Source organism: Citrobacter sp. wls717, assembly GCF_005280955.1.
Taxonomy (GTDB): Bacteria; Pseudomonadota; Gammaproteobacteria; order Enterobacterales; family Enterobacteriaceae; genus Citrobacter; species Citrobacter werkmanii.
This window is the reverse complement of record NZ_SZWW01000016.1, coordinates 263,814-278,987: the sequence shown is the minus strand read 5'-3', so window position 1 is coordinate 278,987 and position 15,174 is coordinate 263,814. Positions and strand designations below refer to the sequence as shown.

The window sequence follows — 15,174 nt, the reverse complement described above, 5'->3', positions numbered from 1 at the left end:
ACGGCCCTTAACACGACACAAATAAGAGGCATCCCCTTCTCAGCAAAAAGGGGATCGCCATCTATTTCACTGGCTTTAATTCTTCATCCAGTTTCTTAGAATCATAATAATCACCCTGCCAGGTGATTTTTCCTGCTTTAACATGAATATAGCTAACACCTTCAAATCTTATCAGATTATTTGTCGGTGGGCTCCCTGCCCATTCACCACTATTTTTTCCTGAGAACTGCCAACGAAAAGCCACGGTATCCTCGTCATAAACGGGTTTACCGATCATTTTCCAGGTCAGATCCGGGACCGCCTTAATAAAGGCCCCAATAACTTCTTTTTCTGCTTTTTCCCGGCCGGTAATCGGTTCTCCCGCGGCGGCATCATAATAGACTGCATCATCTGCAAGATATTGAGCCGCTCGCGAAGCATCATGCGCATTCCACGCCGCCATATACTCGTTCACGGTATTCAGCGAGGTACTTTCTGCCAGGCTATAGCCCGAGAGCATCACCAATGAAAGCACCGCCACTTTTAATGTTTTCATCACTACCCTCTCTATTCAGAAATGTCGCACATGATATGTTTCACCCGTGTGTATTCCTCGAGTGAATAAGATGAGAGATCTTTGCCATAACCTGATTTTTTGAAGCCGCCATGCGGCATTTCGGCGCACAGGGGAATATGGCTGTTAATCCATACCGTGCCAAAATCGAGGTCAATGCAAAAGCGCTGCGCGCGGCTGTGATTGCTGGTCCAGACACTCGCCGCCAGACCATATTCCACATCATTGGCCTTAAGTAATGCATCTTCATCGCCAGAAAACGACTGAATAGTCATTACTGGACCAAATACTTCATGCTGGATAGCTTCATCGTGCTGTTGCAGACCAGAGACGATCGTCGGCTCAAAATAGAAGCCAGGGCCAGATCCGGCGCGCCCGCCGGTCTCAATTTTTGCATGCGCCGGTAAACGCTCAATAAAGCCTTTCACTTGTTCCAGTTGATTCCGGCTATTCAATGCACCATACAGCGCATCCTGGTCTTCTGGCGGCCCAAATTTAATACTCTTTGTTTTTTGTACCAGTTTTTCCAGGAATTCAGCGTAGATGGACTGTTCGACCAGAATACGCGTGGCCGCCGTGCAGTCCTGCCCGGCATTGAAAAAGCCAGCCGTGACAATCGCCGCAATCGCCTTGTCCATATCCGCATCAGCAAATACCACCGCTGGCGCCTTCCCGCCCAATTCCAGATGCGCCCGGGTCAGGTTCGCCGCTGCCGAGGCCGCAACCTGCAGACCTGCACGGACCGAACCGGTAATCGAAACCAGTGAGGCTTTCGGGTTTGAGACCACCAGAGAACCGGTACTGGCTTTGCCTAAAACCACGTTAAACGCCCCTCTCGGGAACAAGGGTGCCGCCAGTTCCGCCAACAGCAGCGTACTGACCGGCGTGGTGTCGCTTGGCTTTAACACTACCGTGTTACCCGCCGCCAGTGCCGGCGCAATCTTCCATACCGCCATCATAAACGGGTAATTCCACGGCGTAACTTGCCCGACAATACCCAGCGGTTCCCGGCGAATAGTCGAGGTAAATCCAGCGGAATATTCGCCTGCTGCCTTGCCTTCAAGACAACGCGCAGCCCCGGCAAAAAAACGGATGGCATCGCAGGATGCCGCGATCTCTTCCTTCTCAATAAAATGGCGAAGCTGGCCCGTCTCCTGGCTCTGGGCATTGACCAGTCGCTCCACGTTGCGTTCTATTTCGTCCGCCAGGCGCAATAACGCTATTTGTCGCTGGGCCGGTGTCGATTTTCTCCAGATGCTAAACGCCGCTTCAGCAGCAGAGTAAGCCTGCTCCACCTCTGCCGCGCTGGCATTAGGAGATAATGCGTACGTTTCACCGTCGACCGGACTCACCAGTTCGAAGGTCTCTTCGCTGCCGCCTGCTACATATTGCCCATTAATAAAATGCTTCAGGGTTTTCATGTCTGTCTCCACCCGTTAATACATAAAGAATCTTATGTAATATATATATTGTAAAAACTTTTCAAATACGCAACATTGACACTATGATAAGCCTCTCATTTTTAACTTGTTCTTTACATTATTCAGAGAAAGGCTTGTCATTGTTAGCTGACGCGGCGCGCGCAGCTCCAATGGTTATTGGGACACACATCCGTCTGTGCGGCAGCTTTTGCGCATGGGCATGTAAAATAACGCGGCCATTCTTACCTTCCTTGCCCAGCAGGCATGTGTTAGAAAGGGTCGTTGTTTCAGGGAATTGAGTGCAGAAAAGATTATGATTACTCACGCGGTCATATTTGCGCCTATCGGGCAGGTCAGTCGTTCAGACCAGATAGTGCAACGCCTTTCAAATGCCATTATCACGGGATTGTTGGAGCCGAAAGAACAGCTTCCCAACGAAACTGATTTGGCAAAGATGATGGGTGTCTCACATATCACTATCAGAGAAGCGCTAAACACGCTTCGGGCTAATAATCTTATCCATACTGTTCGTGGCCGTAATGGTGGCAGCTTCGTTTGCGAAAATATCGATGGCAAAAATAGCCCCCTGCATCCGTTCAAAGCGATCAGTACCGATTATCTTTCGGATCTGGGGGAAATGCATTGCGCCATCATTAGCCATAGCGCAAGACTTGCTTCCAGACGAATGACCGGCGCGGATATCGCCAAATTTCGCGAGTTTGTTGAGGTGCTCAGACAGGCAAAATCACCTGAGCTGATGACCCAGGCCGATATGCGATGCCTGCTGGCAATAGCCGCCAGTTCACATTCGGCACGGCTGGCGAACCAGGAGCTTCAGGTGCAAGCTGAATGGGCATCGCTGGTGGCGATCCTCTATCGCACGGACAGCATTCATGCCGAAATTATCGCGCTTTATTCAGCGCTGGCCGATGCGCTGGCCGCCCACAACGAGGCGGAATCAGTACAGCTTGCCACGCGGATCATCGACACCTTTACCTATTACCTTATCGAAAAAAAGCTGAAATATAACTCGAACTGACAATCCGTGAAGGCAGGACAGACAATGAGCTCTTCGACATCTTTAAGCGCATTAATCCGTAAAATTGATGATATTACTGTCTCTACGGTAGATTCTACCGTGGCGCTGGCGAGGAGCATCCATGAGGCGATTGCCGGGATACAGAAAGCTTCAGCCGAGGTTGTCCTCGATCCCTCGGTGCGATCCACCGTTCAACAGCATATTAAGCGTACGCTCAATGACAACCATTACTGCTCTGGAGCCGGATTTGCCAGCCATATAGAGAGCACCGCCACCACCAAAGAGTATTGGCTTTTGGAGTGGTGGTATAAGAAAGATAATGGTTTGAGCCAGGCGCACCTCGATTTGGATCAGGCCACGCAGCAACGACTGGATTTCAGAACCTTCGAGTGGTTTAAACATTCGCCACCGGCAGGCAAAGCTTATATCCACGGCCCGTACGTCGATTATATCTGCAATATCTCCTATACCCTGACTTCGGCAGTGCCGGTCTACTACAACGATCAGTTTCTTGGCGTCGCCGCCGTCGATCTGCTGGTCAGCCAAATCGAAGCCGAACTGCTCTCCTGCGCTCATCCTGACTATGTCATACTGACCAATCTGGAAAACAGGATTATCTTCTCCAGCTGGCCGCGCTTTCGCGTGGGTGAGTTACTGTCGCCCGCCAACAGCACCGTGGTATATCAGAGCGACTACTTTATCCTTTATCACTATCAAAACTAAGGGCCCGAAGGCCCTTGTTTTAGTTGTCCTGCCCCATATTGAGCTTATTGGCGTAAGCAATGGCGTCGTTTTCCGGCGCCGCAGAGCGCCCAAACGGTCGGGTCAGGAACATATAGATAAGCCCCGATCCAACGACAATCGCCAGGCCGAACAGCACTGTCCAACGATCAATGAAATCGCTGCTGTCTGCTGGTTGGGCCAGCAACCAGATCCCGCATAATCCATAGGCTAAGGCCAGTACGTTTACAATCACGCCCCAACCGCCAATGGTCCACTCCCCGGCCGGTTTCCAGCCCTTCAGACGCTGACGTAACGCAGCAAGTACGACCATCTGGAACGAGATATAAATACCGATTACGGCAAACGCGGTAATACGCGACAGGTTGTCTGGCTGGAAATAGACCCAAACACAGATGATCACCGGCAGCAAGCAACTGACGACCATCGCATTATCCGGAACGCCGTTTTTCGAGATTTTGGACATCCATTCACTTCCCGGCAGCATTCTGTCGCGAGAGAACGAAAAAATAAGACGGCTTAACGCAGCCTGTAGAGACAAAATGCACGACAACATCGCCACAATCGCGACAATGATAAAGATAGTTGCGCCGGTTTCTCCCAGGGCTTCATTGAGAATGGCGGGGATTGGATCGGACGTTTTACCATTCACGATACTGACCAGATTCGGTGAAGCCAGCAGATAACCCATCACGGAAATGATGGCGGAAATCGCGCCAAATACGATGCTTAAAATCATCGCGACCGGGATCTTTTTGCTCGGGTTCTGCACCTCTTCCGCTACGTTACCGCAGGCTTCAAAGCCAAAGAACATAAACAGCCCCATTAGCGCGGCGGACATAAACGCGGTGGAGTAGCTTCCGTCCTGAGCAAGCACGCCCATCGAGTCGAAGATGACGGAGAAAGGCTGAGAACGGTGAAAGATCAGCAGGTAAATTCCCAGCGCAATCACGCTGACAATTTCACACCAGAAGCCAATTTTGGCGACTCTGGCCAGGTTTTTGGTCCCGGACATGTTAACAGCCATCATCAACAGCAGTAGCAGGACAGACGTCAGCAACATGGTGGCAGGCGTTTGACCATAGTGGAACAGCGACTCAACAAACGTCGAGGTATATTCCGCAATTGACGTAATGGTGACCACCAGCGCCCACAGGTAAATCCAGGCGGCAATCCAGGCATATTTCTTGCCCCATAATCTTCTCGCCCAGGGATACAGTCCACCGGTTATCGGATACTGGGAAGCGACCTCGCCAAATACCAACGCCACTAAAAGCTGGCCACATGCGACGATTAAAATCCACCATACTGCGGGCGGCCCCGCCAGCGTTACGGCCAGCGCAAACAGCGAATAGACGGCAGTGAGCGGCGAAAGGTAGGTAAACCCCAACGCGAAATTAGAAATTAAACCGATTGAGCGATTGAACTGTTCTTTGCCATCTTTCTGAAAATTATCGTTTTTCTTATCAGGTGTCTGTTCCATATATCTTTCTCTTTTGTGGAATAGTCGCAGGGTTGAACAATTAATGTATAAAAGATATTAAGTTATATGTATAGTGATTTTGTCGCAGAGTTGTTAAAAATGATCGCATGTCACGTTAATGAAAAAGTGAGAGCAAAACGGTAGAAAGCGCTGGCATTTAGCAGTATTTATGACCAATGGATCTTCGCAGCCGCCAACCGTGGGCTACGCTGGCGGAAAAACATGCGCATCTGATTTAAGTTTGGGGCTAAGTAGCAATAATCGCTGCTGTTAAGCAACATTTTTGCAATATAATAGTGTGATGTTAAACGCTGAACCTGAGCAGGTGAATGATGGAAATTGATCTCGATAATCTGGTCTTTGATGGACTGGAAGAAGCGCAAGAGCGTAATGCTGAACGTCTGGAAGATGCAGATAAGAAAGCGCAGGAAATTATTGCTGATAATGACTGCGGCGACGCCTGCAAAATCTGATTTCCGAACCGGCGCAATGCCGGTTTTTTTATCGCCTGTTACCCCTTTCCGTTTCAGCCCGTATACCGTAAAGCCTCAATCAATTTGGCAAAGGCGGCGGTGTGCTGCCTGCGGCTGGGGTAGTACATATAATAGCCCTGGAAGGGTTCGCACCAGTCCTCCAGCACTTTTTCCAGCGCACCGTCAGCCACCGCCTGTTCGACAGTGTCTTCCGGCACAAATGCCAGCCCCATCCCGGCAATCGCTGCGCTAATCCGCGGGGGGAGATTGTTAAAAATAAGCTGCCCTTCAACCCGCACGCGCAAATCTTGTCCGCCTTTGCTAAATTCCCAGGCATACAGCCCGCCCAACGTCGGCATGCGCATGTTGATGCAGTTATGGTTTTGCAGATCGTGTGGGGTGAGTGGTTTACCATGGCGGGCAAAATAAGCGGGTGAACCGACCACCACCATGCGCCAGTCCGGACCAATTCTGACAGCAACCATATCTTTTGCCACCTGCTCGCCGAGACGAATACCCGCGTCATAACGGCCAGCCACAATATCCGTCAGGCTGTTGTCGAGGGTCATTTCCACTTTCACTTCAGGATAAGCCTGCAAAAAAGGCGCCAGCGCGGGCCAGACGGTCGATTGCAACGCATGTTCACCCAAGGTAAGGCGAATGTTACCCGCCACCCGCTGACGGATGTCGGTTAATGCCAGCAGCTCCGTTTCAATGTCATCAAAACGCGGACTGATACTGTTGATAAGCCGTTCTCCGGCTTCAGTCGGCGCGACGCTGCGCGTGGTACGGGTCAGGAGTCGGACATCCAGCCGCTCTTCGAGTCCACGTATCGCATGGCTTAACGCTGACTGCGAGACCCCGAGCTTTGCCGCAGCCCGCGTAAAACTCCGCTCGCGGGCGACGATAATGAGATAATAAAGATCGTTAAAATTATCACGCAGCATGCTTGTCCCCAGCCATTAACTTTATTGACGTATGGTACATGTCATGAGGGTAATCACGTAGCGTTTCTCAACGTTCGCGCACATCACTCCTGTTCTCCCCCCTTTCACTAATAACATTTTGTATATAGATAAGAATTTTTTCTTATTTTGTCTGAATCGTAAGTTATGGGAGCGTAAAAAGCACAAACCAAAAACTACAGGGATTTCTTACAATGATGGCAACGAAAATTCACAGCGCTAAAAAAACACTTCTGGCACTCAGCGTGCTGCTGGCCTCTGGCATTAGCGTCTCACAGGCTCAGGCTGACCAATTGGCCGATATCAAAGCCGCCGGCGTCGTTAAAGTGGCGACATTCGACGCCAATCCGCCGTTCGGTTCAGTTGATGCAAAAACGCATAAGATTGTCGGCTATGACGTCGATTTTGCCGAAGCGCTGGCCAAGTCCCTGGGGGTAAAACTGGAGCTGGTGGCCACCAATCCGGCCAACCGTATTCCGCTATTACAATCCGGTAAAGCCGATTTAATCGTAGCGGATATCACGATCACACCTGAGCGTGCACAAGTGATCGATTTCTCCGTGCCCTATTTTGTCACCGGCCAGCAGTTCCTTGTGCCAGCAAAATCCCCGGACAAGCTCGATGAATACAGCAAAGCGCGAATCGGCGCGGTAAAAGGTACTACCGGTGAGCAGGCGTTACATCAGCGCTTCCCGCAGTCGCGCGTACTGGCCTATGACGATATCCCCCTGGCATTAACCGCCTTACGCAACGGTAATGTGCAGGCCATCACCCAGGACAGTACAATCCTGGCGGGCTTGTTAAGCGGTGCGCCGGATAAAGCGGATTTCAAAATTTTGCCGGACCTGCTGAGTAAAGAAGAGATCGGCGTGGGGGTAAAAAAAGGCGAACCGGCTTTGTTAAAAGCCGTCAACGATGAACTTTTGAAGCTGGAGTCTACTGGTCAGGCAGCAAAAATTTATGATGTGTGGTTCGGCCCTGAAACTAAAAACCCGCAGCCCCGCGCCTTTAAAATAGAAGCCCAGTAATATGCTCTCAGCTCTTTTTCATCGTTCCGCAGCTTCGGCTGCGGATTCTACCCAATTGGGTCAGGCAAGCGTCAAACTGCACAATGTGTTTAAACAGTATGACGCTCATACCGTACTTAACGGCGTCAGCCTGGCAGTTGAACCTGGTGAAGTGGTGACCATTTTGGGTCCTTCTGGCTCTGGAAAATCCACTCTTATACGTCTTATCAACCAGCTTGAGTCGCTCAGCGGTGGCGAAATTTTCATTGATGGTAAACCGATTAGTCAGTTGCGCGGCGCTGCATTACGCCAGTTACGCAGCCGTATCGGTTTTGTATTTCAGCAATTCAATCTCTATTCGCATCTGACCGCGCTGCAAAACATTGCGCTGGCGCTGGAATATGTTCACGGCTGGAACAAAGCGGAAGCAAAAGGCCGGGCACTCAAATTGCTGGATCAAGTGGGACTGCTCGAGAAAGCCGATGCCTATGCCGCTCAGTTATCCGGCGGGCAGCAACAGCGCGTTGCCATTGCCCGCGCGCTGGCTTCATCGCCACAAATCATTTTGTTTGATGAACCCACCTCCGCGCTGGATCCAGAAATGATCGGCGAGGTGTTACAAGTGATGAAAAATCTGGCTCACAGCGGTATCACGATGATCGTCGTGACTCATGAAATGCACTTCGCTCGTGAGATTGCCGATCGTGTGGTATTCATTGATGGCGGCGATATCCTGGAAGTCGCCTCGCCGGAGGATTTCTTCACCCGCCCACAACATCCCAGAACCCAGCGTTTCCTGAAAAAAGTGCTCGACCCGTTACACCAGGAGTTACCGTTATAATGCATCTAATGGACTGGCAGGGGGTGCTGAGCGGGCAACCTCTGCAATGGATAATTTCCGGTTTTCTCACCACGCTATGGGTGACGCTGGCAGGCGTCACGCTCGCCACTCTCTTTGCTCTCCTACTACTCGGCTTACGTTTGACAGGCAATCGCATTGCCACCGCGGTGGTCGGCGTGTGGGTCTCCGCTTTTCGCAATACGCCTTTACTGGTGCAACTGATGTTCTGGTATTTCGCCGCATGGAATTGGCTACCCCGTGACGTGATTACCTTTATTAATGCTGAACACCCATGGTCAGTTCTGCCAGGTGACGTCTGGTGGTTAACGCCGGAGTTTCTTTGTTCTGCCTGGGGGCTGGGTGTTTTTACTTCAGCCTTTTTGGTCGAGGAGATTGCCTCTGGTTTGCAGGCGGTTTCTGCCGGACAACGCGAGGCGGCCATTGCCCAGGGCTTTTCCTCATGGGCGGTTTTTCGTCACATTCTCCTTCCCCAGGGACTGGCGAACGCATGGCAGCCCATCGTTGGGCAATATCTCAACCTGATGAAGCTCTCCTCGCTTGCCAGCGGTATTGGATTTGCAGAGTTGACCTATCAGGTGCGGCAAATTGAGAGCTATAACGCACATGCACTGGAAGCCTTTGCCGTTGGAACAGTGCTCTATCTGCTCATCGGTATCGTGTCAGGTATGCTGCTTACGCGTCTTGGACCAAAAACTGTGTCAGGTAAACCGTTCAGGGCAAAAGCCCGTCTGTTCAGCGTCAGGAGCATATCGCATGATCGCTAATATTTCGGTCATTACTGACAATCTTGACTATCTTCTGTGGGGACGCGTGACCGAAGGCCAACCCGGCGGCGTTTTGCTTACTTTGCTGATGGCTATCGGCGCGGCATTGCTGGCACTTCCCGGTGGGATAGTTCTTGCCTGCTGCGCCTGGCGTTTTCCTGGCGCGATGCGCAAAGGACTGTTTATCTGGGCCGAGTTTATTCGCGGCATTCCGTTAATCTTTGTGATTTTCTGGATGTGGTATTTACTCCCCATGCTGACTGGAAGCGATCTGCCTGGCGCAGTTACCGTGACGTTGGCGCTGGCATGGTTCACCGCCGCCTCGGTGATGCACTCGGTGTATGCAGGAATTAGCGCCTTACCTGGCGGGCAATATGAAGCGGCAGTAGTGCAGGGTTTTCGCCCGTACCAGGCCCTGTGGCTTATTTTATTGCCGCAAGTACTGCGCAACATTATGCCGTCATTGACCGGGATATTTATTGGACTACTGAAGGACACGTCGCTGGCGTTTATCGTCAATGTGCCAGAACTCACGACGGTTGCCGGTCAGGTTAATAGCCGGGTGCAAATCTATCCGGCGGCCATTTTTATCTTTACCGGACTGGTCTATTACCTGCTGTGCTTTAGCCTGGAAAAATTCACCCAGCGACGATTCGCGCTAAAATGACCTCAAGGCTCAACATTCCACGAACTGGTGGTCTTCGTTGAGCCGATATTTCACGCCAGCCCGGATATTTTTTTCACCTTCAACGGCAAGCGCAAAACGCATTCTTTCGCCATCATGATAGGCCAGCGCCGCGCATCCGCCAGGACCGAGTATTATCGAATCGACAGTGCCGGTACTGGCAACAACGGCGTTCTCTCCGCTGGCAATAATATGGATATTGTCTGCGCAATTGGCGATTTTCGATTCCGCACCGAAACAGGCTAGCTGGGTTAAATCACCGCTGCAGGCAATCCGATTTCTGTCGCCCAGTGCACTGATGCGTACACGCATGCCGGCACTGGCGATGCGCGTACCGTCACCCACGCTACTGATACGCGCTGAATTTCCCGCGACCGCAATTCGCCCGCGATCGCCCGAGCTGCCGATATGCGCGTTATAGCCTACGCTGCCTATACGTACGCTGTAACCTGCACTGGCAATTTGCGCGGCATAGCCAGCGCTGGCGATTTTAACGTTATCATCCGCGCAGCCAAAGCTGACATTATCTTCCGCACTCGCCAGCGGGCTGCTGGTCCCCCCCGTTGTTTTCACGCGGGAAATATTTCCCATCGCGCGAATATCCTGCCGGACAAAACTCTCCTCTTCCCGCCATTTTGACCAGCCGTATTCCACCAGACTATTTGCCCAGTCGATATACCCTTCCCGCTGGAGCGCACGATGTACATCGGCATAACTTCCCCCGGCGGGAAAAGTGCGTAGAAACCAGCGATACATTACGGGCCCAACGCGCCAGGCCCGTAAGTCATCACGCGTAATCATCATCGCTTAATGCCGGTGATAGCCATCCACCATGCACTTGAAGGTTTCGCCCGGCGTGCGGCCCGTAGTGCAAAGATAAAGATGCCCAAAAATGAAAAACAAACTGATTATTGCCAGCGCAAAATGCGCCTGTAACAACCAGTAACGCACACCGGGGAACAGATCGCCGACTACCGCCGGATAGAGCGATAACAGACCCGATATCAACAACAGCGGCAGCAGACCATACATCACGCCAACATAGGCCGCCTGCTGTAGCGGATTGAATTTCGAACGCTTTGATGCCGGGAATGGATGTGACTCTCCCTGCATAATGCCAAACAGGTAAAAACGCGTTTGTCTTTGCGCGCGTCCGATCCAACCCCGGCGCTGAATGATATAGTGATGTCCGTTATCGCCAATCAGGTTGATCAGGACAAAACCAATCCAGCAGGCGAGCAGCAAAAAGCCACAGACTTCGTGTACGGTAAGCAGGCTTTTCATCACCGACGCGCTAACGGCCGAGAAGTGATTGACGAGTCCACTGACCAGAAGTAGCAGAAATAACAGCGCGTTCGACCAGTGCCACAAGCGGACAGCCTTCGAGTATAAGTAGATCTTCTCACCGTGCCCTGCCGACGCTTTATGCGCGGCACGAAAGCGCAGCATGGCGTGTAGCGCCAGCACCAGCCACATTCCCACCAGCATTAATCCGGCGATGACCAGCCACACTGGCCAGTAGTCAGGAGAAAACATAGGGACATATTGCGCAAGCTGGGCGTGAAACTGTTCGGCATTCTGCGACGCGTTCATACATTTTCCTTTTTAATCAAATGTTGACCGAACCGACGATACAGATGGGGTTTCCCGGCGCCTGCAAGTTGATACTCGTAATACTTGTTTTCCCGCAGCCAGGTCTGAATCTCCGGGCTATCTTCACGACCAAAAATCAGCGCGTGTTCCGGGCAGGCGTTAACACAGATCGGTGGAAAACCTTTCGCCAGACGTGATTCAGCGCAAAAGTCGCATTTATCAGCCACTTTGGTGCGCGGATTGAGATAGCGGACCTGATAAGGGCACGCGCCTATGCAGTAACTGCAGCCGATACACGAAGACGTGTCGACCCGGACAATGCCGTTCTCATCTCGCCAGGAGGCGCCGGTTGGACAGACCTCAATACAGGGCGCATCATCACAATGCTGGCAGGACTGACGAAAATAGTGATACAGCGTTTCGTTGTCGTTATCCGAAACCGGAATATGCGCTATCGACAAACGGCTGCCCTGGTCAGGAACATGATTGGTTTTTCTGCATGCGCGGGCGCAAATATTACAGCCGTTACACAGTGATTCGTCGTGAATCATGACATAACGAACGCCTTTAGTGCTCCTGGGGCTTGCTAACAAACTTTGACCTGGGCCGGTAAAAAAAATCACCGTCCCCATGCCAATGACAAATTTACGTCGGGTGAAGGACATCGGGTTATCCTCTAATGCTGTGACAGTGGTCGTCCACACATTCCATGACATCAACCTGAAGAATTCAGGGGTTCTGATACTGCTCAACCTCAAACCATTCGCACAGGCCGTACGCTTTGCCATAACTCATAAAACGTTCGCTGAACAAATAAGGCTCCGCATTTGACGATTCCACAGTGCGTATATCTGCGTAATCCGGGTGCGTTTCCATTGCCGAGAGCGCCGCTGCAACCTGCTGATCGCCAAAGCTATACGGCGGTTGCGTCAACATGGCGACCTTATAGGGGCGTGGATACGTTTGACAGTCGAAGCGTACCGCCTCGGCAATCGCGCGACAGATGTCGTTCTCCACCACCTGCACACACATGCTGGCATAGTTTGCCGTCATGGTTTGCGTCGAAAAGAAATATGCCTCTTCAGCGCCATGCACACAGGTAATATCCGCCCCATTCGCGCCCTGACACAGGGTATCTAGCAGCACGGTTAAGTCAGTCTCAGGAACCGAATACGGTGGCTGCAGGAAGACACTGCGAGCCACCAACTGACCCGATGCTGAATGTTGGCGGATAAATTCCGCCACTATCGACTCCGGGCTGGCAGGTTCCTGAACCTGCGGCGCGTTCACCTGTTCAGCAGGCGGCTGTAGCGCCTGCAGCCAGTGTCTCTTTTGGCTATCTACCTCATCAGGAAACGCCTCAATGGGTGCCTGAACGTTGCTCACGTTAGTCATCTCGCGTTCCTTACGCTGGCAACAGATCTTGTGCCGCCAGATCGGCTGCCACATCCTCAAGTCCGAGTCGATTCAGCGTTTCGCGCGTAGGGCAGCCCAGTTCCGGATCCCAACCCATTTCCTGATAGAACATCGTCAGTGACAGGCGCATGTCCTCCCGGTCCATCTTGTCGGTCCCCTCGGTGAAGACCGGGATCTTCGGATCTTTATCAAACACCCAGGAGCAAATGAGATCGTGCTCATTGCGCATATCTTTGGTTTGCATCAGTTTGACCGTATAGGCACGATGCAGGGTAAAGATACGTTCAGCGGCCAGATCCAGACTCGCCTGCGTGGTTTCATCGCCGGTAACCGCCTGGAAAAATTTCGCTTCCAGATCCAAATCTCCGCGATAATTACGGCTCTTGAGCGGCGAGACCGTCATCGGCCAGACCCAGTTGCATAGCGTGACCGCGTTATGCAAACAGACTTTCAGCAACGTCCATTTGGCATATTTGATCTTCGCGGCATTGATCGGGGTGTAGTTTTTGGTTTCGTCGTAGGCATCCTGTGAACCAAACAATTCGCCCGCCACTTCGCGCTGTAATTTCAGCGGCAAACCGGAACCGATGAAGTTAATATGGGTATGCGTCATACAGTCACGGTTAAACATACAGTTGGTGATCGCCCCAACCTGCGCTGAAGCCTCGTTAGCATGGTGGACAGGAAAACCAAACGGCGACCACAGTTTGTTCTTGGCATAACCCCAATACTCTTCGCCCAAATCCCAGCGCTCAGCAATGGCATATGAACCGTCCGCAAGGTGGCTGAGTTCCCCCACGCGATGCGCCAGTCGATAGTAAAAATCCTTAATAAAATTAGGATCGCCCGCTTCCAGCTGATCCCAGCGGATCTCCGCATACTCTTCCGCCGGCAGTACGCGCTTAAAAACGCCTTTCGAGTAGCAATAAGTAAAATCGCGGTGCAACTGCCCGTAGTTACACCAGATGCCATAATCGTCGAACAGGTTCAGACCAATCAGGTTTCCCACCACGCGCCCATCGTCTTTATCGTCAAAATCTTTCGGGCCATTGGGGAAAATGGTGGTGTGCACAAAGTTCGCTACGCAGGTGTTGCCACCGGTACTCGGTACGCCAAAATCTTTCACCCGCGGGACATTGAGCTGTGACATACAACGAATCGGGCACGAATGGCAGCCGCTCATTTTTACCGTGTATTTCTCAGCGGCAGGTCCGAGATCGAACACGGATTTATAGGTACGGAAACCGACGGTATTCTGGTTGCCCGGCGGGATTTCACCCGTTTCAATTGGCCCGCCTTCCGCCGCGCCCCAGAACAGTCCCTTGCGGGCCGTCCAACGCGAGTTTGGCGAAGAGTATTCTGCCCAGGCCTGCGGGGTGCTCGGCACAACGTGGTTGTTGTTGGCGCCGATAAGCTCAGTCATCATATAGTCATTGAGCCGCTTCATCTCTTTGCGGTCGGCAATGTTGACACCTTTGGTCCCTTCTACCGCAATGGCCTTCAGATTTTTCGAGCCCATCACCGCGCCAGTACCGGCGCCGCCGCTGTGGTTGCGACTGTTGATCATGCAGGAGAGCGGTACCAGATTTTCCCCCGCCTGGCCAATCGCGGCGACGCAAGTCTCAGGGCTGGTAATGCGGCAAATCTCTTCGGTTGTGGCGCGCGTGCCCTTGCCCCACAGGAAATCGGCTTTTTCGATGCTGACTTTATCGTCTTTGATGTTGATCCAGACAGGCGACGCGGACTTACCTTCGATAATAATGGCGTCGTAACCGGCAAATTTCATCTGTGCGGCGAAGAAACCGCCCATGTGGGCATCTACGACTAAATTACCTTTGGTAAATGTTGACAAGGAGGTGATATTGACGCGGGAGCTACAGGGTGCGCCCGAGCCCGTTAATGGCCCGGTGGCGAAAACCAGTTTATTCCCTTCATCAAACGGCATGGTGCCTGGCGGGACTTCGTCGTACATAATTTTATACCCAAAGCCCATCCCACCGATAAATTTCTTAAATTTACTGGAATCTTCATGGGTGATATTACCCGTGGTGAGATTGATCCGTAAAATATTACCTGTCCAACCGTTAGCCATCATGTTTTCCTTTGCAAGAAGGTTTAATAGATATACCCGTCAGGCAGCTTTTTTATTCAAAACTGCGCTATTTTTGGCAA

16 protein-coding genes are annotated in these 15,174 nt (G+C 51.8%); 7 read left to right on the top strand and 9 right to left on the bottom strand.

The features are described 5' to 3' along the window. Nucleotides 1–61: 61 nt before the first annotated feature. Nucleotides 62–535: an ester cyclase gene (locus FDX09_RS11370; protein WP_038640326.1), complete on the bottom strand. Its 474-nt coding sequence runs from the start codon at nucleotides 533–535 to the stop codon at nucleotides 62–64. 11 nt (nucleotides 536–546) lie between these two features. Beyond that, on the bottom strand, nucleotides 547–1,974 hold the full coding sequence (locus tag FDX09_RS11365; protein WP_085049426.1) for a gamma-aminobutyraldehyde dehydrogenase: 1,428 nt from the start codon (nucleotides 1,972–1,974) through the stop codon (nucleotides 547–549). Between the two features lie 313 nt (nucleotides 1,975–2,287). On the opposite strand from FDX09_RS11365, the gene FDX09_RS11360 reads away from it, so the two are divergent. After that, a complete protein-coding gene (locus FDX09_RS11360; protein ID WP_038640319.1) occupies nucleotides 2,288–3,013 on the top strand; it encodes a GntR family transcriptional regulator in 726 nt (241 codons plus the stop codon). 24 nt (nucleotides 3,014–3,037) lie between these two features. After that, on the top strand, nucleotides 3,038–3,736 hold the full coding sequence (locus FDX09_RS11355; RefSeq protein ID WP_038640317.1) for a cache domain-containing protein: 699 nt from the start codon (nucleotides 3,038–3,040) through the stop codon (nucleotides 3,734–3,736). 19 nt (nucleotides 3,737–3,755) lie between these two features. On the opposite strand, the gene FDX09_RS11350 is transcribed toward FDX09_RS11355, so the two are convergent. Next, nucleotides 3,756–5,237 (bottom strand): APC family permease, encoded by a 1,482-nt coding sequence (locus FDX09_RS11350; protein WP_042308718.1) that lies wholly within the window; start codon nucleotides 5,235–5,237, stop codon nucleotides 3,756–3,758. Nucleotides 5,238–5,569: 332 nt separating this feature from the next. Here FDX09_RS11350 and FDX09_RS11345 point away from each other — a divergent pair, with 332 nt between their 5' ends. After that, nucleotides 5,570–5,710, top strand: coding sequence for a hypothetical protein (locus FDX09_RS11345; RefSeq protein WP_003832695.1), 141 nt, complete (start codon nucleotides 5,570–5,572; stop codon nucleotides 5,708–5,710). Between the two features lie 53 nt (nucleotides 5,711–5,763). On the opposite strand, the gene FDX09_RS11340 is transcribed toward FDX09_RS11345, so the two are convergent. Further along, complete coding sequence (locus tag FDX09_RS11340; RefSeq protein WP_087856327.1) at nucleotides 5,764–6,657, bottom strand: LysR family transcriptional regulator; 894 nt, start codon at nucleotides 6,655–6,657, stop codon at nucleotides 5,764–5,766. Nucleotides 6,658–6,869: 212 nt separating this feature from the next. On the opposite strand from FDX09_RS11340, the gene FDX09_RS11335 reads away from it, so the two are divergent. From FDX09_RS11335 to FDX09_RS11320, 4 genes are read left to right on the top strand one after another with little or no spacing between them, the layout of a single operon-like run. Next, complete coding sequence (locus FDX09_RS11335; protein ID WP_085049427.1) at nucleotides 6,870–7,703, top strand: ABC transporter substrate-binding protein; 834 nt, start codon at nucleotides 6,870–6,872, stop codon at nucleotides 7,701–7,703. 1 nt (nucleotide 7,704) lies between these two features. Next, complete coding sequence (locus FDX09_RS11330) at nucleotides 7,705–8,523, top strand: amino acid ABC transporter ATP-binding protein (RefSeq protein ID WP_137347220.1); 819 nt, start codon at nucleotides 7,705–7,707, stop codon at nucleotides 8,521–8,523. Next, entirely contained in the window at nucleotides 8,523–9,308 is a 786-nt protein-coding gene (locus tag FDX09_RS11325) for an amino acid ABC transporter permease (protein WP_038640306.1), read from the top strand. The genes FDX09_RS11330 and FDX09_RS11325 overlap by 1 nt, the downstream gene beginning before the upstream one ends. Next, nucleotides 9,298–9,975 carry an amino acid ABC transporter permease gene (locus FDX09_RS11320; RefSeq protein ID WP_038640304.1) on the top strand — a complete coding sequence of 226 codons (678 nt, stop codon included), beginning with the start codon at nucleotides 9,298–9,300 and terminating at the stop codon, nucleotides 9,973–9,975. The genes FDX09_RS11325 and FDX09_RS11320 overlap by 11 nt, the downstream gene beginning before the upstream one ends. 9 nt (nucleotides 9,976–9,984) lie before the next feature. Here FDX09_RS11320 and ydhT read toward each other — a convergent pair whose 3' ends face one another. The 5 genes from ydhT to FDX09_RS11295 all read right to left on the bottom strand — a co-directional run bounded on the left by ydhT (nucleotide 9,985) and on the right by FDX09_RS11295 (nucleotide 15,094). Beyond that, nucleotides 9,985–10,797 carry a protein YdhT gene (gene ydhT, locus FDX09_RS11315; RefSeq protein ID WP_038640302.1) on the bottom strand — a complete coding sequence of 271 codons (813 nt, stop codon included), beginning with the start codon at nucleotides 10,795–10,797 and terminating at the stop codon, nucleotides 9,985–9,987. A gap of 3 nt (nucleotides 10,798–10,800) precedes the next feature. Next, nucleotides 10,801–11,586 (bottom strand): thiosulfate reductase cytochrome B subunit, encoded by a 786-nt coding sequence (phsC, locus tag FDX09_RS11310; protein WP_121528988.1) that lies wholly within the window; start codon nucleotides 11,584–11,586, stop codon nucleotides 10,801–10,803. Beyond that, the gene (locus FDX09_RS11305; protein WP_042308731.1) at nucleotides 11,583–12,251 is read right to left on the bottom strand and encodes a 4Fe-4S dicluster domain-containing protein; all 669 of its coding nucleotides are present in this window, start codon (nucleotides 12,249–12,251) and stop codon (nucleotides 11,583–11,585) included. Before FDX09_RS11305 ends, phsC begins: the two co-directional genes overlap by 4 nt. A gap of 64 nt (nucleotides 12,252–12,315) precedes the next feature. After that, nucleotides 12,316–12,981: a YdhW family putative oxidoreductase system protein gene (locus FDX09_RS11300; RefSeq protein WP_085049429.1), complete on the bottom strand. Its 666-nt coding sequence runs from the start codon at nucleotides 12,979–12,981 to the stop codon at nucleotides 12,316–12,318. A gap of 10 nt (nucleotides 12,982–12,991) precedes the next feature. Continuing rightward, nucleotides 12,992–15,094: an aldehyde ferredoxin oxidoreductase gene (locus FDX09_RS11295; RefSeq protein ID WP_038640295.1), complete on the bottom strand. Its 2,103-nt coding sequence runs from the start codon at nucleotides 15,092–15,094 to the stop codon at nucleotides 12,992–12,994. Nucleotides 15,095–15,174 lie beyond the last annotated feature (80 nt).

What these genes read in the sequence shown, in the direction of transcription:
- FDX09_RS11300 (WP_085049429.1), bottom strand. Translation starts at nt 12,981, where the DNA reads ATGACTAACGTGAGCAACGTTCAGGCACCCATTGAGGCGTTTCCTGAT.
- FDX09_RS11320 (WP_038640304.1), top strand. Translation starts at nt 9,298, where the DNA reads ATGATCGCTAATATTTCGGTCATTACTGACAATCTTGACTATCTTCTG.
- FDX09_RS11340 (WP_087856327.1), bottom strand. Translation starts at nt 6,657, where the DNA reads ATGCTGCGTGATAATTTTAACGATCTTTATTATCTCATTATCGTCGCC.
- ydhT (WP_038640302.1), bottom strand. Translation starts at nt 10,797, where the DNA reads ATGATGATTACGCGTGATGACTTACGGGCCTGGCGCGTTGGGCCCGTA.
- FDX09_RS11345 (WP_003832695.1), top strand. Translation starts at nt 5,570, where the DNA reads ATGGAAATTGATCTCGATAATCTGGTCTTTGATGGACTGGAAGAAGCG.
- FDX09_RS11365 (WP_085049426.1), bottom strand. Translation starts at nt 1,974, where the DNA reads ATGAAAACCCTGAAGCATTTTATTAATGGGCAATATGTAGCAGGCGGC.
- FDX09_RS11350 (WP_042308718.1), bottom strand. Translation starts at nt 5,237, where the DNA reads ATGGAACAGACACCTGATAAGAAAAACGATAATTTTCAGAAAGATGGC.
- FDX09_RS11330 (WP_137347220.1), top strand. Translation starts at nt 7,705, where the DNA reads ATGCTCTCAGCTCTTTTTCATCGTTCCGCAGCTTCGGCTGCGGATTCT.
- FDX09_RS11360 (WP_038640319.1), top strand. Translation starts at nt 2,288, where the DNA reads ATGATTACTCACGCGGTCATATTTGCGCCTATCGGGCAGGTCAGTCGT.
- FDX09_RS11305 (WP_042308731.1), bottom strand. Translation starts at nt 12,251, where the DNA reads ATGTCCTTCACCCGACGTAAATTTGTCATTGGCATGGGGACGGTGATT.
- FDX09_RS11325 (WP_038640306.1), top strand. Translation starts at nt 8,523, where the DNA reads ATGCATCTAATGGACTGGCAGGGGGTGCTGAGCGGGCAACCTCTGCAA.
- FDX09_RS11335 (WP_085049427.1), top strand. Translation starts at nt 6,870, where the DNA reads ATGATGGCAACGAAAATTCACAGCGCTAAAAAAACACTTCTGGCACTC.
- FDX09_RS11355 (WP_038640317.1), top strand. Translation starts at nt 3,038, where the DNA reads ATGAGCTCTTCGACATCTTTAAGCGCATTAATCCGTAAAATTGATGAT.
- phsC (WP_121528988.1), bottom strand. Translation starts at nt 11,586, where the DNA reads ATGAACGCGTCGCAGAATGCCGAACAGTTTCACGCCCAGCTTGCGCAA.
- FDX09_RS11295 (WP_038640295.1), bottom strand. Translation starts at nt 15,094, where the DNA reads ATGGCTAACGGTTGGACAGGTAATATTTTACGGATCAATCTCACCACG.
- FDX09_RS11370 (WP_038640326.1), bottom strand. Translation starts at nt 535, where the DNA reads ATGAAAACATTAAAAGTGGCGGTGCTTTCATTGGTGATGCTCTCGGGC.